Source organism: Rothia mucilaginosa (assembly GCF_019334805.1).
Classification (GTDB): Bacteria; Actinomycetota; Actinomycetes; order Actinomycetales; family Micrococcaceae; genus Rothia; species Rothia mucilaginosa_C.
Genome location: NZ_CP079822.1, coordinates 611,280 through 630,156, shown reverse-complemented (window position 1 = coordinate 630,156; position 18,877 = coordinate 611,280). Strand labels below are relative to the sequence as shown.

15 protein-coding genes and 2 tRNA genes are annotated in these 18,877 nt (G+C 60.3%); 16 read left to right on the top strand and 1 reads right to left on the bottom strand.

Translation table 11 applies throughout. The annotated features are described in order from the left end of the window. Positions 1 to 47 precede the first annotated feature (47 nt). The 7 genes from dnaG (at position 48) to LPB405_RS02380 (ending at position 9,008) form a co-directional block, all read left to right on the top strand. On the top strand, positions 48 to 2,111 hold the full coding sequence (dnaG, locus tag LPB405_RS02410) for a DNA primase (protein WP_219101787.1): 2,064 nt from the start codon (positions 48 to 50) through the stop codon (positions 2,109 to 2,111). A 220-nt stretch (positions 2,112 to 2,331) separates the two neighbouring features. Continuing rightward, positions 2,332 to 2,404 (top strand) — tRNA-Asn (locus LPB405_RS02405). Between the two features lie 550 nt (positions 2,405 to 2,954). After that, entirely contained in the window at positions 2,955 to 3,827 is an 873-nt protein-coding gene (locus LPB405_RS02400; protein ID WP_219101786.1) for a phage holin family protein, read from the top strand. A 310-nt stretch (positions 3,828 to 4,137) separates the two neighbouring features. Beyond that, positions 4,138 to 5,343, top strand: coding sequence for a glycosyltransferase (locus LPB405_RS02395; protein ID WP_219101785.1), 1,206 nt, complete (start codon positions 4,138 to 4,140; stop codon positions 5,341 to 5,343). Between the two features lie 118 nt (positions 5,344 to 5,461). Then, positions 5,462 to 5,535 (top strand) — tRNA-Ile (locus tag LPB405_RS02390). A 271-nt stretch (positions 5,536 to 5,806) separates the two neighbouring features. After that, on the top strand, positions 5,807 to 6,856 hold the full coding sequence (locus LPB405_RS02385; protein WP_219101784.1) for a hypothetical protein: 1,050 nt from the start codon (positions 5,807 to 5,809) through the stop codon (positions 6,854 to 6,856). 10 nt (positions 6,857 to 6,866) lie between these two features. After that, positions 6,867 to 9,008 (top strand): flagellar motor protein, encoded by a 2,142-nt coding sequence (locus LPB405_RS02380; RefSeq protein WP_257604957.1) that lies wholly within the window; start codon positions 6,867 to 6,869, stop codon positions 9,006 to 9,008. Positions 9,009 to 9,159: 151 nt separating this feature from the next. Here the strand turns inward: LPB405_RS02380 and LPB405_RS09040 are convergent, their stop codons facing one another. Then, positions 9,160 to 9,861 carry a M23 family metallopeptidase gene (locus tag LPB405_RS09040; RefSeq protein ID WP_257604956.1) on the bottom strand — a complete coding sequence of 234 codons (702 nt, stop codon included), beginning with the start codon at positions 9,859 to 9,861 and terminating at the stop codon, positions 9,160 to 9,162. Positions 9,862 to 10,307: 446 nt separating this feature from the next. Between LPB405_RS09040 and rpsB the strand changes: the two genes are divergently transcribed. From rpsB to LPB405_RS02330, 9 genes are all read left to right on the top strand, one after another. Then, positions 10,308 to 11,105 carry a 30S ribosomal protein S2 gene (gene rpsB, locus LPB405_RS02370; protein WP_005508818.1) on the top strand — a complete coding sequence of 266 codons (798 nt, stop codon included), beginning with the start codon at positions 10,308 to 10,310 and terminating at the stop codon, positions 11,103 to 11,105. 153 nt (positions 11,106 to 11,258) lie between these two features. After that, complete coding sequence (tsf, locus tag LPB405_RS02365; RefSeq protein WP_219101782.1) at positions 11,259 to 12,089, top strand: translation elongation factor Ts; 831 nt, start codon at positions 11,259 to 11,261, stop codon at positions 12,087 to 12,089. Positions 12,090 to 12,284: 195 nt separating this feature from the next. Then, the gene (pyrH, locus tag LPB405_RS02360) at positions 12,285 to 13,028 is read left to right on the top strand and encodes a UMP kinase (protein WP_049345691.1); all 744 of its coding nucleotides are present in this window, start codon (positions 12,285 to 12,287) and stop codon (positions 13,026 to 13,028) included. A 295-nt stretch (positions 13,029 to 13,323) separates the two neighbouring features. Beyond that, the gene (gene frr, locus LPB405_RS02355; protein WP_044150664.1) at positions 13,324 to 13,881 is read left to right on the top strand and encodes a ribosome recycling factor; all 558 of its coding nucleotides are present in this window, start codon (positions 13,324 to 13,326) and stop codon (positions 13,879 to 13,881) included. An 87-nt stretch (positions 13,882 to 13,968) separates the two neighbouring features. After that, positions 13,969 to 14,796, top strand: a complete 828-nt coding sequence (locus tag LPB405_RS02350) for a phosphatidate cytidylyltransferase (protein ID WP_246824075.1) — start codon at positions 13,969 to 13,971, stop codon at positions 14,794 to 14,796. Positions 14,797 to 14,986: 190 nt separating this feature from the next. After that, entirely contained in the window at positions 14,987 to 15,574 is a 588-nt protein-coding gene (locus tag LPB405_RS02345) for a cell division protein DivIVA (RefSeq protein WP_012903944.1), read from the top strand. A gap of 124 nt (positions 15,575 to 15,698) precedes the next feature. Next, positions 15,699 to 17,024 (top strand): 1-deoxy-D-xylulose-5-phosphate reductoisomerase, encoded by a 1,326-nt coding sequence (gene dxr / locus LPB405_RS02340; protein ID WP_219101781.1) that lies wholly within the window; start codon positions 15,699 to 15,701, stop codon positions 17,022 to 17,024. 551 nt (positions 17,025 to 17,575) lie between these two features. Further along, entirely contained in the window at positions 17,576 to 17,962 is a 387-nt protein-coding gene (locus LPB405_RS02335) for a peptidase inhibitor family I36 protein (RefSeq protein ID WP_219101780.1), read from the top strand. A gap of 1 nt (position 17,963) precedes the next feature. Further along, positions 17,964 to 18,800 carry a chromosome partitioning protein ParA gene (locus tag LPB405_RS02330; RefSeq protein ID WP_219101779.1) on the top strand — a complete coding sequence of 279 codons (837 nt, stop codon included), beginning with the start codon at positions 17,964 to 17,966 and terminating at the stop codon, positions 18,798 to 18,800. The last annotated feature ends 77 nt before the right edge of the window (positions 18,801 to 18,877 follow it).

Here is an 18,877-nt window from a genome sequence, read left to right as displayed (position 1 = left end):
ACCGCCTGCAGGCGCTACCTGTTGACCCCCACCGTAGAATTGAGTTTATGGCTGGATTAATCCGCAAAGAAGACATTGACGAAGTCCGCGCCCGTACCGATATCCGCGAAATCATTGAAGGCTACGTGAGCCTCAAAAGCGCCGGTATAGGCACCTTCAAGGGGCTGTGCCCGTTCCACGACGAGCGCACGCCCTCCTTCAATGTGCGCCCGCAGGTCGGCTCGTACCACTGCTTCGGCTGCGGTGAATCCGGTGACGTGTACTCCTTCGTCATGGCGATGGAGCACACCAGCTTCGTTGAGACGGTGGAGCGTCTTGCCGCGCGCATCGGCTACACCCTGCACTATGAGGGCGGTAAGCCCGGCGACCGCTATGAGGCGGGTATGCGCCGCCGCCTGCTCGACGCGCACAAGATGGCCGCCGAATTCTTTGAACGCAACCTTTACTCGCCGGACGCGCAGGAGGCGCAGCGCTTCCTCGGCGCCCGAGGCTTCGACCCCGCCGCAACCCGCAAGTTCGGTGTCGGCTACGCCCTGCGAGGCTGGGACCATCTGCTCAAGCACCTTCGCTCCCAGGGCTTCACCGATGAGGAGCTGAAGGCGACCGGCATGTTCTCGGAGGGTAACCGCGGCCTGTACGACCGCTTCCGCGGCCGCATCATCTGGCCGATCCGCACCATCGCCGGTGAAACCATCGGTTTCGGTGCCCGCCGCCTCTTCGACGACGACCAGGGCCCCAAATACCTGAACACCCCCGAGACTCAGCTGTACAAAAAATCCCAGGTGCTCTACGGCATCGACCTGGCAAAACGCGATATGACCAAGAATAAGCAGGTCGTCATCGTGGAAGGCTACACGGACGTCATGGCGGCACACCTCGCCGGCATCACCACCGCCGTTGCCACCTGCGGTACCGCGTTCGGTCCCGGCCACATCAAGATGGTTCGCCGCATGATCACCGACGACGGCTCCGGCGGCGAAATCATCTTCACCTTCGACGGCGACGCCGCAGGCCAGAAAGCCGCCATGGCTGCCTTCCAGGAGGATCAGCGCTTCGTCGCGCAGACCTTCGTTGCGGTTGCTGAGAACGGCATGGACCCCTGCGACCTGCGTCTGCACAAGGGTGACGCCGCCGTGCGCTCGCTGATTGCTTCGCGCCGCCCGCTCTTCGAGTTCGCAATTGATTCGACCCTCGCCAAGTACGATTTGGCGACCCTTGAGGGCCGCGTGCTGGCGATGCGCGCTATCGCCCCGATTATTGCCGGCATCAAGGACCGCGACCTGCGCCCGGCCTACATGCGTAAGGTGTCCGGTCAGCTCGGTCTGGAGCTGGACGAGATTCAGCGTGCCGTGGCGTACGCGCAGAATCACCCGAAGCTTTCTCGCTCCCAGCAGGCGGAGGCTACCGCCGCCGCGCCGCGTTACGAGCGTCTGAACGAAGGGCCGCAGGGCCAGCCCGGTATGGCACATACCGACGCGCCCTACGACCCCGCCTACGATGCCCCGCCTCCCGAGGATTACGCCGCGCCCAGCGCCTACGCCGGACAGAATGCCGCCGCGCATCCGCCGAGCAGCATTCAGCCCGCCGCACCCCAGCCGGAGGCGACCGCCCCCGCCGTCGAGGAGTTCCTCACCCCCGACCCGCGCGACCCGGTCGCCCGCCTCGAAAAGGCGGCGCTCGAGATTGCCCTGCAGCACCCCGAGCTCATCAGCGTGGAACAGTGGCGTAACCTCGCCACCGTGCAGTTCCGCTACCGCACCCACCGCGAGGTGGCCGCCGGCATTATTCATGCCGCAACCGTCATGGCGCCCACCCCCGGTATCGAGTGGATTAACTGCGTGCGCTCCGGCGCCGTGGAGGGCGTGCACCCCGCCATCGCGGAGCTCGCCGTCTCACCGCTACCGGTCAGCAGCGCCGAGCACCTGCCCAACTTCGTCACCGGCGCGCTCAATGCCCTCTTCGAACAGCAGATCGCCCGCCAAAAATCCGACCTGATGATGCGCCTAGAGCAGCTCAGCGCCAACCCCGACGACGAAGAGTTCGAAGCGGTACAGCGTCAGCTCCTCGAACTGGAAATGCGCCGCCGACAGCTCAACGCACAGCGCGGCTAAGCACGGTTCTTCTGCTTGCGCCCAGGCAACCTGCCGAATGTCCTGTGTTCTGCAGGTTGCCGGGGGGCACCACCCAAACTAACCACACGGCCCAACCACCCAGCCCAACCGCTCAACCCAAAGAGTGATGCAATTCACGGCATTTCAAGTTGCGGAGCCCAAACAGTCCCGGTATAGTTATTACTCGTTGCAAGGGAAACCAGCAACGAAAACAAAATAATCCCCCGTAGCTCAATTGGCAGAGCATTCGACTGTTAATCGAAGGGTTACTGGTTCGAGTCCAGTCGGGGGAGCGCATAAAGCAAGAACCCTCAAGGCTCCGCCTTGAGGGTTCTTGCTTTATCTGTTCCTCTGGCTCGAACCAGTAACCACTCCGCCATACGCAGGCGCTGGGGCGCTCCCTTCAGGCCCTCGGGCTTACGCCCTCGGCGGGGTAACGGTTTTTACTTCCTCGCGCGCTCGGAAAAACCGTCACCCCGCTGTGTCGAGTCCAGAGCAACAGAGATTTGCGGGAAGGGATAAAGGCGCTTCACCCCGCAAAAATGTGAAGCCTAACGCGCAGAAAAGTTCCCCACCCACACACGCCACTCACCCACTCGGCACGCAGCGGGGGAGCGGCCCACCGGCATCCTCTTGCGCCTACTCCAGAGCAAATCCACAGGCGCAACCCAACCCAGAAAGCTACGCCAGCAGCTCAACACAGCCTCCAGAAAGTCGAAAATACCTGAAGAGATAGCGCAAACCCCCGCTCAAACGGTCACGCGGAGGTATCATAAGGGGCTAAACTATAGGAGGTGGAGTGCGAAAAAGAAGCCTCCAAAAACACGTCACGGAGAGGTGGTCATGACCACTACTACTAATCCCAAGGCACCCAAGGGTTTCTTTGCTGGCATCAGCGGGATTAAGTCCGGCGTCGCGAACATCATCGACGCTGGCAAAACCTTCAAGACCCTCGGACCCAGCCAGATCAAGGACGAAATCCAGATCGCAAAGCACGAGCTGAAGACCAAGGGCATCGCCGTTGGTAAGGGCGCAGCCTTCTTCGGCGTCGCAGCAGTCTTCGGTCTGTTCCTGATCATTGCGCTGGTCGCCGCAGCAATCCTCGGCCTCGGCACCGTCATGCCCTACTGGGCATCCGCGCTGGTCTTCGCCCTCATCTTCCTCATCGTCCTGGCAATCTGCGCCCTGGTCGGTCTGAAGAAGGTCAAGGCACAGCTGCCGTTCAAGCCCGAATCCGCAATCTTCGGTCTGCTCTTCGACCTCGGCGTACTCAAGGAAGGTACCGCCATGTCCGCTGAGCGCCTGAAGAAGGAACAGGCAGAGCGTGCAGAGCAGAAGGCTAAGGAAGCTGAAGAAGCAGCAGAACGCGCACGTCAGGAAGCTGAAGAGCGCAAGGCACGCGGCGAGGAAGAGCCCAAGCCGCCGACCTTCGAAGAGCTCAAGCAGCGCACCGCAGAACGCCGCCAGCACCTGGCAGCCCTGCGCGACGACCTGCAGTCCTACACCGGCGACGTTCAGAACAACACCCAGCAGGCTCTGGACGCTCTCAAGGCAGTGCCCTCCGAGGTTGCCGCAAGTGCAGCAGCTACCGGCCGCGGCCTGGCAGAGAACGTGCGCAAGCCCGAGGTTCTGCAGGCACGCTGGAAGTCCTTCGCAGCACTGGGCGCATCCATTGCAACCGTCCTGCACTTCCTGAACCGCCTGGTTCGCCGCTAAATACTGTTCGCCGCTAAAACCGGCGCAGGTTTAACGCCAAGCGTCCAAACGCCCCGATACTCGTATCGGGGCGTTTGTGCGTCTACAGGCAGGTTGCTGGCTCCTGCCCCGGCGGGAGGTTTGGAGGTAACTCCCAGCCAAAACCCGCCCTCCACGAGTCGGAGAAGGACGCAGCTCACAGGTAGAATAGACAAATGCTGTACGTACCGGATCCACCCGGTGCACGCGGCAGACAGAGGTAGAGCGGCGCACCGTCGCACCCGAAACCCCAAAGTCACCGACACACTACACCCCGATGAGGAGCCCCGTCATGGAACAGGCAAAGACGATTCTGATTGGCGCAGAAACCTACCCGCCGGACATTAACGGTGCAGCACAATTCGGTCACCGCCTCGCCACCTCCATGCTCAAGCGCGGCCACTCCGTACACGTAGTTGCTGCCAGCCCCATCCCCGGCCCCAGCTACCGCACCGAAGTAGAGGGCGGCATCGTGGAGCACCGCCTGCGCTCGCACCTGCCCCCGACCCACGAGACGAACCGCATCTGCATCCCCTGGGAGATCTGGTCCGAGGTCGGCACAATCCTTGACGAGGTCCGCCCGGACGTGGTGCACGTGCAGTGCCACTACGTTATTGGTCGCGCCCTGATTTTCCAGGCGAAGCGCCGCGGTATCCGTGTGATTGCAACCAACCACTTCATGCCTGCGAACCTGGACCCGTTCCTGCCCTTCCCCTCCGTAGTGAAGCGCGTGATTGAGAAGGCAACCTGGAAGGACATGCGTTTCTGCTTCTCCAAGACTGCGGTCGTTACCACCCCCACCCAGATTGGTGCGGATGCGATGCGCGAACTGGGCAATTTTGATCGCCCGGTCATGCCCGTTTCTAACGGTATTGAGATCAGTGACTACGAGCTGGCTGAGGGTGCTGACGCCGGCAAGGTTCCCGGTGAGCTGCGTATCGCCTTCGTGGGCCGCCTGGCTGAAGAGAAGAACGTGGACGTGCTCATCGAGGCGCTCTCCCTGCTGCCGGATACTCTCGAGCACGTGGTGCTGGATATCGCCGGTGGCGGCGAGCTGCGTGAAGCACTCGAGCAGAAGGCACACGATTGCGGCGTGTCCGACCGCGTGATTTTCCGCGGCTTCGTTCCGGAGGAGCATCTGCCCGAGGTGTACCAGATGGCTGATGTGTTCTGCCAGCCCGGTACCGCCGAACTGCAGTCCCTGGTTTCCCTGGAGGCGATGAGCGCCTCCACCCCCGTGGTGCTCGCGAACGCGCTGGCTCTGCCGCACCTGGTGGAGGACGGTGTGAACGGCTACCTCTTCGAACCCAATAACGCTCAGGATTTGGCGAAGAAGCTGGAGGCTGTGCTCTCCCTGCCCGCCGCTGAGCGTGAGCAGATGGGCCGCGAGTCCCGCCGCATCGTGGGCTTCCACAGTGCTGAGAACACCTGGCGCACCTTCGAGGAACTGTACGTGAGTGACGCTCCGTACCAGCGTTACCTGGATTCGCGCCGCTAAGCTTCTCTAGACACTGGGCGGTGGACTTGGGTAGTAGAGCGTTTTTCGTTCTCAGTCGCCGTTCAGGTACTCTAGAGGATGGTGCTGGCGCCCATTGCGCGCCGTCACTGCACCGGATGGGGAGTTAGCTCAGCCGGTTAGAGCAGGGGACTCATAATCCCTTGGTCGCGGGTTCGAGCCCCGCACTCCCTACGGCCCCGCCCGTCGACTTCACCCACTTGTCGGCGGGCGGGGCTTTTTCGCGCCCTTTTTCGCGCTCTTTTGTCGTACTCTCAGGGGGCCTATTTTCGTGCATGGAATGCATCAACGGTGATGAAAATGAGTAAATGACGAACGAAGACGCATCATAGCGTTCAATACTGTAGGGTTGAAGAGTCTTGTCACGAAAGACAGTGTGATGCCGCCGGTAGATGCCGATTCTGCCGGTAGGTGTTGCTTCCACACACCATACGAGAGGATCTCAATGTCGGAGAACACTCCCAACAACCCGTCGCAGGGTGCCGCCGGGGGCTACGGCTACGATGCTGGCGCGCGTCCCGCACAGGATGCTTCGCTGCCTGCTCAGCCGAGCCAGCCTGTGCAGCCGAGCCAGCAGGGTAATGCTGCTCAGCCTGCCGCACCGGCAGCACCTCAGCAACCCGTCCAGCCGCAGCAGGCACCCCAGCCCACTCCTGCGAGCGCTCATGCACAGCCGAATGCTGAGGCTCAGGCAGCCCCCGCACAGCCCGGTCAGCCTGCCGCCGCACCCCAGCCCGGTACTGCTCAGCCTGGGGCCGCGCAGCCCGGTCAGCCCGGCCAGGCAACCTATGCGCCGAGCGCACCGCATCCGGCGGTGAAGGCACTGGGTGCTACCTGGAACGCGTTCCTGGACGTTTTCTCCAGCAACCCGGCGACCGCGCACGCCCGCATCTCTTCCGCAGGTGTGTGGGGTTGGATTGTTCCCACGACTCTGCAGGCGCTGGCGGGCGCGTTCTTCTTCAGCCGGCTGGTAATTCTGGCGGCGGTTGTCATGATGTCCATGTTGGGATACATGTTTGGTGGCCGAAGTGGTGCCGCCTACGGTGGTGCCTACGCCGCACAGGCTGTGCCGACCGGACGCATGATTCTGGCGTACGTACTGATGGCTCTTGCCATCTTCGGTGTGCAGGTTCTGCGCGGTGTGCAGCTGCAGCTGACCGCGCGTATCGGTAAGGCACCGGCCTCCTTCACCGCTAGCATGCACGCCGTGTCGGTGTCTTCCCTGGCGCTGATTCCTTCGTTCCTGGTGCTGAACCTGCTCGTGTTCTTCCTGACCCTCACCCGTAGCGGTGGTGGTGCGTTCTTCCTGAGCATGCTCATGGTCCTGGTGCTTGCATTCGCCGTGTTCTCGGGCGAGGCTCTCACCTACCTGGGTCTGAACCGTCTGGGCCGCTTCGCGAAGTCCCCGATTATCATGCACGCGGCGCTGAGCACCGCATGGGTTCTGGCATCCATGGTCGTCTACTACGTGGCGATTCGCCTGATGGGAGCCTAGCATGCACGCGATGACTCACACCCCGGGTGCGCCGGCTCGTCAGCGCTGGATGTTCCTGGCGGTTCTGCTGACCATTGCCGCCCTGATTCTGAGCGCCTGCGGTGCAAAGATTGATACTCAGCTTGGCCTTGAGAGTGCCGAGAAGGGTACCCGCACCATGCAGGTTTCCTTCAACATGAAGGACAACAAGGACAAGATTAAGGGCGGCGTTGAAGCCCTTGATGCATCCGTGCGTAAGCACCTTCCTAAGGGGCTGGAATACGGTGGTATCCAGTCTGAGGGTGACAAGGCGCGTGCAACCTTCACCATTCCCTTCTCCTCTGTGGATGAGTACCGTACCAAGGTTGCTTCTATCCTGCAGGCTGCTGGTTCCAAGACCGAGCCTACTGTCACTATTCTCAATACCGAGCAGGGCCTGGTGCAGGGTATTCAGGTGAAGGAAAACTTCAGCTCGAAGGAGCTGCTGGAATGGCTCCCCGAAGCTCTTGTTATTGATGGCGTGATTGAATCCTCCAACAAGAACAGTGTGTTCAACAGCAGCGGCAGCGAAACCACCGTGAAGTTTGGCGAGAAGGAAGTGAAGAACTCCGGCGGCTCCACCATCTCCGCGAAGGACGTGCAGGACCGTGGCTTCAAGGTGATGGTTCTTGAGCTTCAGGAAAAGGATGGTGGCTACTCTGCTACTGCCTCCTTCGTAGCGAAGGACATCATGAACTCGGAGACCGCCGCTGCGGTTGACGCATACCTGAATCAGGTCAAGCCTGAGGGCTCCGAGCTGAAGAAGGGTCTGACGTCTTCCCAGGCAACCTATATGGCTCCCTCTGCTTCTACCAGCGCGGCAAAGGAAGAAGTGGGTCGTACCCTGACCTTTAGCGCTTCCTCCCTGGACGACCTGAACACTAAGCTGAAGAAGCTGCTGGGTGCGGGTACCACCAATCTGAGCTACACCCGAGAAGTCAAGGAAGAGTCGAAGACCTTCTACGTGCGCAAGACCATGAAGGGCGTACTGGACTGCTCGCTGCTGTGCTCTCCGGAAGGCAACGGTCTGGAAGTTATCCTGAAGGACAGCTCCGATCACAGCTACCAGGTTGATAACACCGGTAACTCTGGCTCTTCCTCTTCGAAGAGCGTCCTTCACCTGAACCGTTACCTTTCGCAGCAGGTGACCATGAAGGGCGTGAAGGTGGCTACCTCCCTGGGCCTGGACGGTTCCATTGAGGCACGTTTCCTCTACTCCTTCCCGAGCTCTGACGTAGCTGGCGCAGAAGAGGCTCTGAAGAACGCTTTTGCCGGTGGTAGCAATGACGAGACCGAGGTTCGTCAGGACGGCGATGCCACCATCGTGAGCGTGAAGGTTCGCGGTAAGGACGAAGCCGAGTTCAACCAGCGACTGAACGAGTACCTGCCCGAATCGAAGGTGACCGTCACCCGCCCCGGTGGCTACCACCCCTTCGGCTCCGACTACACTCTGAAGCCGGATATTAAGCTCGCTCAGAAGCTGGGTAACTACTACCGTGTTCCTTACGAGCTCACTTTCAAGGCACCGACCTTCTCCTCGCTGGACCAGCAGAAAGTGAACACCCTCAACTACGATTTGGCGCGTGCCGGTGTGCAGTTCACCGTTAATGGTGGTGAGCTGAGCATCAAGAGTGAGAACGGTGTGTTTAGCGGTAACGCCTTGACTGTTCCGGTGTCCGGTCTGAGCATGACCGATGTAATTGTGGATGCAATCATCGTGGGTCTGCTGCTGCTCATCCTGGTTCTGCTCTTCGTCTTCCGCAAGAAGATCGCGGCGGCTCGTGCGAAGGGCCGTGAGCGTCGTGCCGCTTCGGCTGCTGCACTGGGTGCAGCTGCGGGTGTTGCAACCGGTTACGGTGCAACCCAGGCTGATGCACAGAACGGCTACCCGGCTCAGAATGGTTACCCGGCACAGGGCGGTTACACTGCTCAGCCCGGTTACCCCGCACAGAACAACGCCTACACTGTCGGTGATGATTCGCCGACTCAGGTGTTCACCCCGCAGCAGGGCTTGAACTACGGTGAGACTGAACCGACCAAGGCAATGCCGGCCTATATCCCTCCGACTGAGCAACCGGTTCAGCCCACTCAGCCGAACCAGTTCGGTGCTGTTGACGGTGACGTCCTCCAGTAAGTAGCTACCTCTAGCGCCTACGCTAGTGAGCACAACTTAGACTGGCTCCTGCGGCCCGTTGCCTCCTTTCCCGGAGGTGACGGGCCACAGCTGTATCTGCTTCTGCCCATGCTCGGCGCCAGTACCCGAGCCTAATATCCAGTACCCGCGCCTAATATCCGCCCGGCACTGGAAGCAAAATGCTCGGCTCCTTCGACCCCAGCAGGCTCATGGGATTGATGTACTCGGCGGTCTTGCCGCTACCGTCCCCGCGGGCGCCTCCCTGTCGTACACCCCAGTACAAGCACGCGGTGGAGCATCGCCGGTAGGGGCGCTCGCCGGTGCCGCCCGCCGTGACTGCGACGGTTCCGATGACCTCGCCGGCTGCAACGGTGGTGCCGACCGGGAGTGCTTCGTCCATGGGCTCGAAGGTGCTGCGCCGCCCATCCGGATGCGCAAGGACCAGTACTTTGCGGTTGACGACCGTGCCGCTGAAAACCACTTTTCCCGGTGCCGGTGCGTAGACGCGCCGGTCGTTCTCGGGCACGGCAAGGTCCACGCCGCGGTGCCCGGCGCTCCAGCGTTGGGTGGGCTTCTCAAAGGGGCGGATTACCTGCGGTCTGGATTCGGCGGTGGGGGAGCGGTAGCGTAGTTGGCTCGCGGCGAGCTCAACGGTGCCGGGAACTTGTGCGCTGTTGGGAACGTGCGCACTTGAGGTGGCACCCTCTGCGAAACCTGCCCCGTCTGTAGAACTGATCCAGCTCGAATAACCCTGACTACCCGCGTAGCCCTGCCCACCCGCACTCGCAAGTGCACCCAGTAGGCAGCACACCACCAGGATTGTGTGCCGTAGCGTTCCCTCTAATGTCTTCATGTTCTGCTTCATCTTCTGAGCACATCACGAATCGCCCCGCCCCGCAGCGCCTCACGAAAAATTGTGGATAACCCCGCTGTTTGCGCCTTAAAATCCTTTATCCACAGTGCCCCTGCACACACCCGCACCGCCCGCGCAGGTTTTAACCCCAACCCGGCGGATTAATCGCGGAATATACGGTACAATGTCGTATTGCAGTGTGCCTGCGCGGGTATTCTCCCTCTTCAAGGGATTCCGCACAGTACCACTGACGACGCGCGGCGTGAGCGGCATCCTCACATGGGGAGCCGATAAGGGACCTTCGGTCCACCCATACGGGGTGGTTAGGGCCTGAGCTGAACGGGTAACCGTGAACGCTAACCGCCGCCAGGAAAAACTGATAACTACTATGCGCGCGTTGGGCTAGCCCGAATGGGAGGTCCGCGCGGCACCACAAAGGAGACGACATGCCCGTCGTAACTATGCGTGAAATGCTGGACTCCGGCGTTCACTTCGGTCACCAGACCCGCCGTTGGAACCCCAAGATGAAGCGTTTCATCCTGACCGAGCGCAACGGCATCTACATCATCGACCTGCAGCAGTCCCTCGCCTTCATCGACAAGGCATACGAGGCTGTTAAGTCGACCGTCGCACACGGTGGCAACATCCTGTTCGTGGGTACCAAGAAGCAGGCTCAGGAAGTTATCGCTGAGCAGGCAACCCGCGTGAACATGCCCTACGTGAACCACCGCTGGCTCGGTGGTATGCTGACCAACTTCAGCACCATCTCCAAGAGCATCGAGCGCATGAAGGAACTCGAGCAGATTGACTTCGACGATGTAGCAGGTTCTCGCTACACCAAGAAGGAACTGCTCCTCATGCGTCGCGAGTTCGAGAAGCTCGAGAAGACCCTCGGCGGTATCCGTAACCTGTCCAAGGTTCCCTCCCTCCTGTGGGTTGTTGACACCAAGAAGGAGCACCTGGCAGTTAACGAGGCTCAGAAGCTGGGCATCCCCGTTGTTGCTATCCTCGACACCAACTGCGACCCCGACGAGGTTGCTTTCCCGATCCCCGGTAACGACGACGCTATCCGCTCCGTCAACCTGCTCACCCGCGTGATTGCTGACGCAGTGGCAGCCGGCCTGATCGAGCGCAACGCTAAGAAGAACGGCAAGGCTGAAGCAGCTGAGGAGCCCATGGCAGCTTGGGAGCGCGAGCTCCTGGAGCAGCACGAGGCTGCACAGGCTGAAGAGGCAGCTAAGTAAGCTTTCTTAGCCCACTAAGCTTTATGCTTTGTGGCCCCCGCCTGCGGGGACCACGTTCGGACGGCGCCCGCCCTGACCTGGGCGCGGCGCCGTCCGCCATTTGTACCACCGGGATGTCATCCCGATTTATTACAGCAACACAAGGAGTTCACAATGGCGAACTACACCGCAGCAGACATCAAGGCACTGCGCGAGAAGACCGGCGCAGGTATGCTCGACGTCAAGAAGGCTCTGGACGAGGCTAACGGCGACCAGCAGAAGGCTGCCGAGATCATCCGCGTTAAGGGTCTGAAGGGCATCACCAAGCGCGAGGGTCGCGCAACCGCTGAGGGCCTGGTGGCTGCACGCGTTGAGAACGGCGTTGGCTACATGGTTGAGGTCAACTCCGAGACCGACTTCGTGGCAAAGTCCGACCCCTTCATCGCTTTCGGCCAGAACGTGCTCGAGGCTGCTATTGCTGCTAACGCTTCCACCCTGGAAGAGCTGCAGGCTGCATCCTACGAGGGCAAGACCGTTGAGGAGCTGACCACCGACGCTGGTGCACTGCTCGGCGAGAAGATCGTTGTCCGCCGCGTTGCACGCGTTGAGGGCGAGAACGTTGCAGTTTACCTGCACAAGACCTCCAAGGACCTGCCGGCACAGGTTGGCGTTCTGCTGGCTGTCTCCGGTGAGAACACCGACGAGATCGCACACGACGTTGCAGTGCACATTGCTGCAATGAGCCCCAAGTACCTGGATTCCGAGTCCATCCCCGCAGACCAGATTGAGACCGAGAAGCGCGTTGCTCGCGAGACCGCAATCGCTGAGGGCAAGCCCGAGAAGATTCTGGACAAGATCGTTGAGGGTCGCCTGAAGGGCTTCTTCAAGGAGAACACCCTGCTCGATCAGGACTTCGCGAAGGACTCCAAGAAGTCTGTCGCACAGGTTCTGTCCGAGGCTGGCGCAACCGCTACCGCATTCGCACGTTTCCGCGTGGGCGCATAAGGACTCGCTGCAGTTCTGCCCTCCCGTATTGCGGGTTCCCGGTAAGGGAAATCGTATGAGGTTGGGATTATAGCCTGAAGCCGGGTAGTCACCACTGGTGGCTACCCGGCTTTGCTGTATCCTTGATAAGGACTAGGCGGCAGGAGTCCGCCCCGATCACCTATAACAACCCCTAGGTAAGCCACTGGAGGAACCATGACTGAAGCGAATCCCCGCCCGATGCACCGTGACGAAACCGGCCGCCGCCGCGTTTTGCTCAAGCTTTCCGGTGAGGTTTTTGGTGGCGGCGAAGTCGGTATTTCTACCGAGGTCGTGCGCAGCATCGCTAAGCAGATCGCCGCAACCGTTGGCGAAGTTGAGACCTCCATCGTGATTGGTGGCGGCAACTTCTTCCGCGGTGCTGAACTCTCTCAGGCGGGTATGGACCGCTCCCGTGCAGACTACATGGGTATGCTCGGCACCGTGATGAACTCCCTGGCTCTGCAGGACTTCCTGGAGCAGGAGGGTATTGACACCCGCGTTCAGTCCGCTATCACCATGCCGCAGGTTGCTGAGACTTACATTCCTCGCCGCGCGATCCGCCACATGCAGAAGGACCGCGTCGTGATCTTCGGTGCTGGTGCGGGTCTGCCCTACTTCTCCACCGACACTGTGGCTGCTCAGCGCGCCCTGGAAATCCATGCAGACGAGGTTCTGGTCGCTAAGAACGGCGTGGACGGCATCTACACTGCTGACCCGAACAAGGACCCCAACGCTGAGCGCCTGTACAACCTCACCTACGATGAGGCGATGCAGCGTAACATCCGCGTGCTGGATCAGACCGCGTTCTCCCTGTGCCGCGACAACAACGTGACCATGCGCGTGTTCGGCATGCAGGGTGACGGTAACGTGACCCGCGCAATCCTGGGCGAGAAGATGGGTACCCTCGTTACTCGCTAACCCCTAAATTTTTAGGGCGGGGCGTGCGGAACGCCCCCTCACACTGTGACCGTGCCTGATGGTGCGGACTTATTCTGGACGGTACCGCGCGGGTAAGCGCTAAAACTCGCTTATGCCCGCCGGTACCGTCTAGACTTATATCAAACAAGACGTTCTGCCTCTTTCCCGCCGACTTCGCGTTATTCGTTAGGTTTTCGCCTCGGATGCGCCGCGAACCGGTGAGAAATCATGAGGGCTGAGCGTGCGCCCACCGACAATTCTGGCACCCCAGAATTCCGACAAAGGAGATCCTTTCGTGATCGAAGAAATCCTTGCCGAAGCCGGCGAGAAGATGGAAAAGACCATCGAAGCAACCAAGACTGAGTTCGCTAAGGTTCGTACCGGTCGTGTGAACCCCGCAATCTTCAGCGGCCTGACCGCAGAGTACTACGGTGCACCGACCCCGCTGCAGCAGCTGGTGTCCTTCAACGTTGAGGACGCACGTACCGTCAAGATCGTTCCCTTCGACGTGACCGCACTGGCAGCTATCGAGAAGGCTCTGCGTGACTCCGACCTGGGTGTTAACCCCAGCAACGACGGTGCAGCTATCCGCGTTGTCATGCCCGAAATGACCGCTGAGCGCCGTAAGGAATACACCAAGCTCGTCAACCACAAGGCTGAAGAGGCTCGTATCTCCATCCGTAACGTTCGCCGCCACGCTAAGACCGCTATTGACAAGCTGGTCAAGGACAGCGAAATCGGTGAAGACGAAGGCGCACGTGCTGAGAAGGAACTGGACGCACAGACCAAGAAGCACATCGACCAGGTCGACGCACTGTACAAGCACAAGGAAGCTGAACTGCTCGAGGTCTAAACCCTAATGAGTACACGCAAAGAAGCGAAAGAAGAGAGAGGCACGCCGCCTGCTCCACAGCCGAGCCCGCAGACCGCTGCAACGCCGGTGAAGTCGCGCAGCGCCAAAGCTGGCCGTAACCTGCCCGCCGCCATTAGTGTGGGCGTCGGTTTCGGCGTGCTATTGGTGCTGGGCCTGATTTACCAGCCGATTTTTGTGGCGCTTGCAGCTGCCGCGGCTGGCCTGGGCGCCTGGGAAATTGGGCACGTGCTCAATACCCGCCGCGGCTACGGCATCCCGGAATACCTGCTGGGTGCCCTGTCTGGCGCGATTGTGGTGGTGTCTTTCCTGTTCGGTTTTACCGGGCTGGGCATCGCCCTGGCGGTGAGCCTGCTGGCGCTGCTGCTCTCTTCTGCTCTCGTGCGTGCTGACCGTCAGGTCTCACTGGGTAAGTCTTTGAGCGGTAGCGCCCTGGCTCTGCTGTGGGTGCCGCTGATGCTGGGCATTGCCATGGTCTACTTCCAGACGGACCACGGCGAGCGCGGCATCCTCATGATTCTGCTGATGGCCATCTGCAATGACACGTTCGGCTTTATTGCCGGCGTGAATTGGGGTAAGCACCCGATGGCGCCGAAGATTTCCCCGAAGAAAAGCTGGGAGGGCCTGGCTGGTTCCTTCGTCGGTTCGGCGGTTGTTGGTGCTATCGCCTTGGCGGTCATGGGTTCGCCCTGGTATTGGGCTATTCCGCTGGCGGCGGTCATGGTGGTCGCGTCGACTGCCGGTGACCTGGTCGAGTCCGTGTTCAAGCGCCGTATGGGTGTGAAGGACATGTCGAATATCCTGCCCGGTCACGGCGGCATGATGGATCGCCTGGACTCGATTCTTTTCGCTGCGGCGGCTGGCTGCCTGATTTTCCGGTTTATTATGCCGCTCTAAAGCCTGAAGCTTTTATCGCTTATGGAGGCGGGGCGTTTCTTCCCACGAGTGGGGGGAGGAGCGCCCCGCCTTTGCTGTATCCGTTGATGAGGGGTGTAAAAGGCTATATCTAAGACGCCGCCCGCCCACCTTGCACCAGGTAGCCTGCGCATTGGTATTCTTAAAGTTCAATCGTCGAGAGGAGCCCACCTTGGCAAGCACCACCCACGGAGGCGGATTTGCCCGTGCAGCAGAAACCGAACCCGGCTACAAGCGCAGTGAAGTAGACCGCCTGTTCACCCGCCTCGCCGAGGACTACGAGAAGCTCAGCGGAGCCGCCGAGCTACCCGAAGACCTCTACACCTCCCGACGAATCCGCCAGGTCGTCTTCCGCGAAGAACCCGGCGGCTACCAGCTGGATGTGGTCGACCGCGCCCTCGAAAAGATTGAGGAACGCTTCGCCAAGCTCGAACGCAGCCGCTACATTGAGGCGTACGGCCTGGACAACTGGGAACGCTCCCTCGTAGAGACCGGCGAGCTACTCGCAGGCCGCCTGGAACGCCCCGCCGGTGAGCGTTTCCGCCGCCCCAGCAAGCGCCGCCACATGGGCTACTTCGTTGGCGACGTGGACGCCATCTGCGACCGCGTGTACGCCCAGCTCAACAGCGAAGAGCCGCTGGACCCCTCCGTGGTGCGCCACGCAAAGTTCCGCCCCGCCTCGGGCACCGTCAGCTACGAGGAATCCCAGGTGGATGCTTTCCTGGACCGCTGCATTGAGCTGCTGCAGGATCTGCTCTAAAACGTATGCGTTGAATCCCCCGCCCCGTATGACAGGGTGGGGGATTCTTCTGCGCTGGGGCCTTCTAAGCTGGGGCGAGGCTACACGTCCGGATACACGCGCGAGCTCATGAGACACTAGAACCATGAAGTTTGGATCCTCAGCACGTGTCGGCGGCAGCCGCGACCGCCTCACCGACGCCCTCACAGAACTCACCCGCGCACCGCAGCGCATCACCCTCCTCGGCTCAACCGGCTCCATCGGCACCCAAGCCATGGAAGTCATCGACCACCTCGCCGCGCTCAAAGGCACCAGCGCCTCCGCCGACGACGCACCGCTGAAGGTCGTCGCCCTCTCCGCAGGCTCCCGATCCCTCGAACTACTCGCACGCCAGGCCGTACACGTGCGCGCCGAACTGGTCGCCACCAGCGGCACCGCAGACGACGCGCAGCGCCTCCGCGAACTCATCGAAGCGGCAGCCTCCGAAGCAGGCGCCACCGGCTACACCCCGCAGATCGCCCACGGCGCCGAAGCATCCGTGCAGGCGGCAGCACACCCGGCAGACACCGTCCTGAACGGCATCACCGGCTCCATCGGCCTGGAACCGACCCTCACCGCCCTCAACAGCGGCTACCGCGTGGCACTGGCCAACAAGGAATCCCTCATCGCAGGCGGCCCGCTCGTACGCGCCGCCGTCGACGCATCCCCCCTGAACACCCCCATGGTGCCCGTCGACTCCGAACACTCCGCCCTCGCGCAGGCGCTCGCCTCCGGAACCGACGCAGAAATCGACCGACTCATCCTCACCGCATCGGGCGGCCCGTTCCGCGGCTACAAGCGCGAACAGCTGCACGACGTGACCCCCGCGCAGGCGCTCGCACACCCCACCTGGGACATGGGCCTGGTCGTCACCACCAACTCGGCAACCATGGTCAACAAGGCACTCGAAGTGCTTGAAGCACACCACCTGTTCGGCGTGGACCTGGACCGTATTGACGTGGCAGTTCACCCGCAGTCGATCGTGCATTCCATGGTGCAGTTCGTGGACGGCTCGACCATTGCGCAGGCGTCCCCGCCGAGCATGGTTCTGCCCATCGCGCTGGGTCTGACCTGGCCGCACCGCATCCCCGGTGCTGTGCCTGCTTGTGACTGGTCGAAGGCGGCATCCTGGACTTTTGAGCCGCTGGACGAGGAAGCATTCCCCGCAGTGCGCATGATCAAGGCCGCCGGTAAGGTCGGCGGCACGCACCCGGCAGTGTTCAACGCCGCCAACGAGGAAGCCGTGGCCGCATTCCATGCGGGCGCGATTCGCTTTACCGACATTGTCGATTCGGTCGCACGCGTGCTGGAGGAGCACACCGGCAGCGCTGAGGCTGTCTCTGACGCTGATTTGACGCTGGAGGCTGTGCTGAACGCGGAGCGTTGGGCTCGCGTTCGCGCGAATGAGCTGCTGGGTATGACCGGCAACTAACCGGTTCTGGGGGAGGCACCCGCATTTCTAGGGGATGCGGCCGGTGCAGAAGGGGCGGTGTTCGTCTTCGCCTCGCTGGTGGGGATGGCACGCCGCATGTTTCCTCCGCGCCTACGCAGGGGCACCCGTCACCCGGACGCTCCGCTTTCTCCTTGCTTCGCGGCGGAGAGCGTCCGTGTGACACCCTGAGGGCGCTTCCGGAAAACACGGCGCGCCACCTCGGGTAGCCTAGCGTGCGTGGAGGGGCGGTGTCGTCCGAAAGTGACATCGGGGTGCCCGAAGCGAAGCGAGGGCGGGTGCCCCTGTAGGAACGAGGACGGACACCGCCCCTCCACCCCGTATCCCGATAGAAAAACATACCGGTGTGCCTTTCCATAACTGATAAGACGTCGCCTTTAGTTCCGAATAAAATTACCCTTATGAGAAAAAAGCTATTGACTTGGGTGCTTAAAACTATCTATAATCCAAGAACAGTGTTCAGTAAGTTGTTATTGCTGAAGTTCTGTATTTTCGAATTTCCATACTAAATGGATTATCTAACAAGGAGGACTATGATGTCTCTGAAGAAGGTTTTGGCAAGTGCTGCTGTGCTTGCCGCGAGTGCTGGTAGCATCGTTACTGTTGCCCCGGCAGCTCAGGCTACTGACTATCCGGGGGTTTGGAATTGCCCTGAAAGCCATGTCTGCATCTGGGAGCATTCCGATTTCCGTGGTGTCAAGGACACTATTAGCGGTTACTACTCGTACGCCAATGTTTCTGCGTATATGCATGACCGCGGTTCCTCATGGATGAACGCAAATAAATACCGTGGTGAATGGCTCGGTGAATGGTCTGGCAGGCGTCTGGTACGTGGTTCTTACCTTCCTCCTAAGCATCGCGGTACCGACTTGACCCACGACAACTTCAACGATCGTGTTGACTTCGTTATGTGGGGATAGAATGAAAAAGCTATGGGCCCCCGGCGTTATCCTCTCTGTCGGATTTCTTCTTGCGGGTTGCACTGGGGGCACTAGCTCAACGCAAGCAACTCCGTCTTCAGATGCTCAACAAAATATTTCTGCTGCTGCCAGTGTTGACACACAGGCTACTGAAAAAGTGGATTCCATGATTTCCACTTCTGATAATGTTGAGCGCGCTTATCAGCGTCTTGCATCAGAATGTATGGTATCCAAGGGTTACCCTGACAGGAAGACCTATTACATGGTTGAAACGTTTCCTGTGAGGAGCTTGCTTTCTCCGCAGCCTCTAAGTGTGGAATATGCTAGAAATTCTGGCTATCCCAGCCCTACCCCTCCGTCTCGTTATGCTTCTTTGGAAGGCTCGATAAACATGACAGAGCAAGAAGAAAAAGCATATTACGGAGATAACGGAAAGGGCGGCTGTCTAGAAGAAGCTGAGCTGAAACTATATGGCTCTGAAACTTTAGCAGGGACGCAGGGAGAAGTTACCAAAAAACTGCTGCCCTACATTCGTGCTTCTGTATCTGACGGAGCATACTCGTCGCTGGACGATGAATGGGCACGTTGTATGGCTGAGCGTGGGTACACCTATTCAAGTTCAGATATTGCATATGACGCTGTTCGGGGAACACCCGCTGCACAGCAAACTGCGATTGATGATGCAACGTGTCGCGAAAAGATTAACTTCGAGGAAAAAACTGGGCAGGTACTAGACGCCTATATGACCACGTTCCTCGAAAAGGAGCAGGGTCTCATCGAACAGGTGACCACCGCCAAGAAAACTGCTGAAGAGAACGCCCGAAAGATTCTGAGCTAACCCTCCGGACTAATCAGACCGGACTAACCAGAACAGGCGTACAGAGTAGCCACGGAGGCTGCACCTCGTCACAGCGT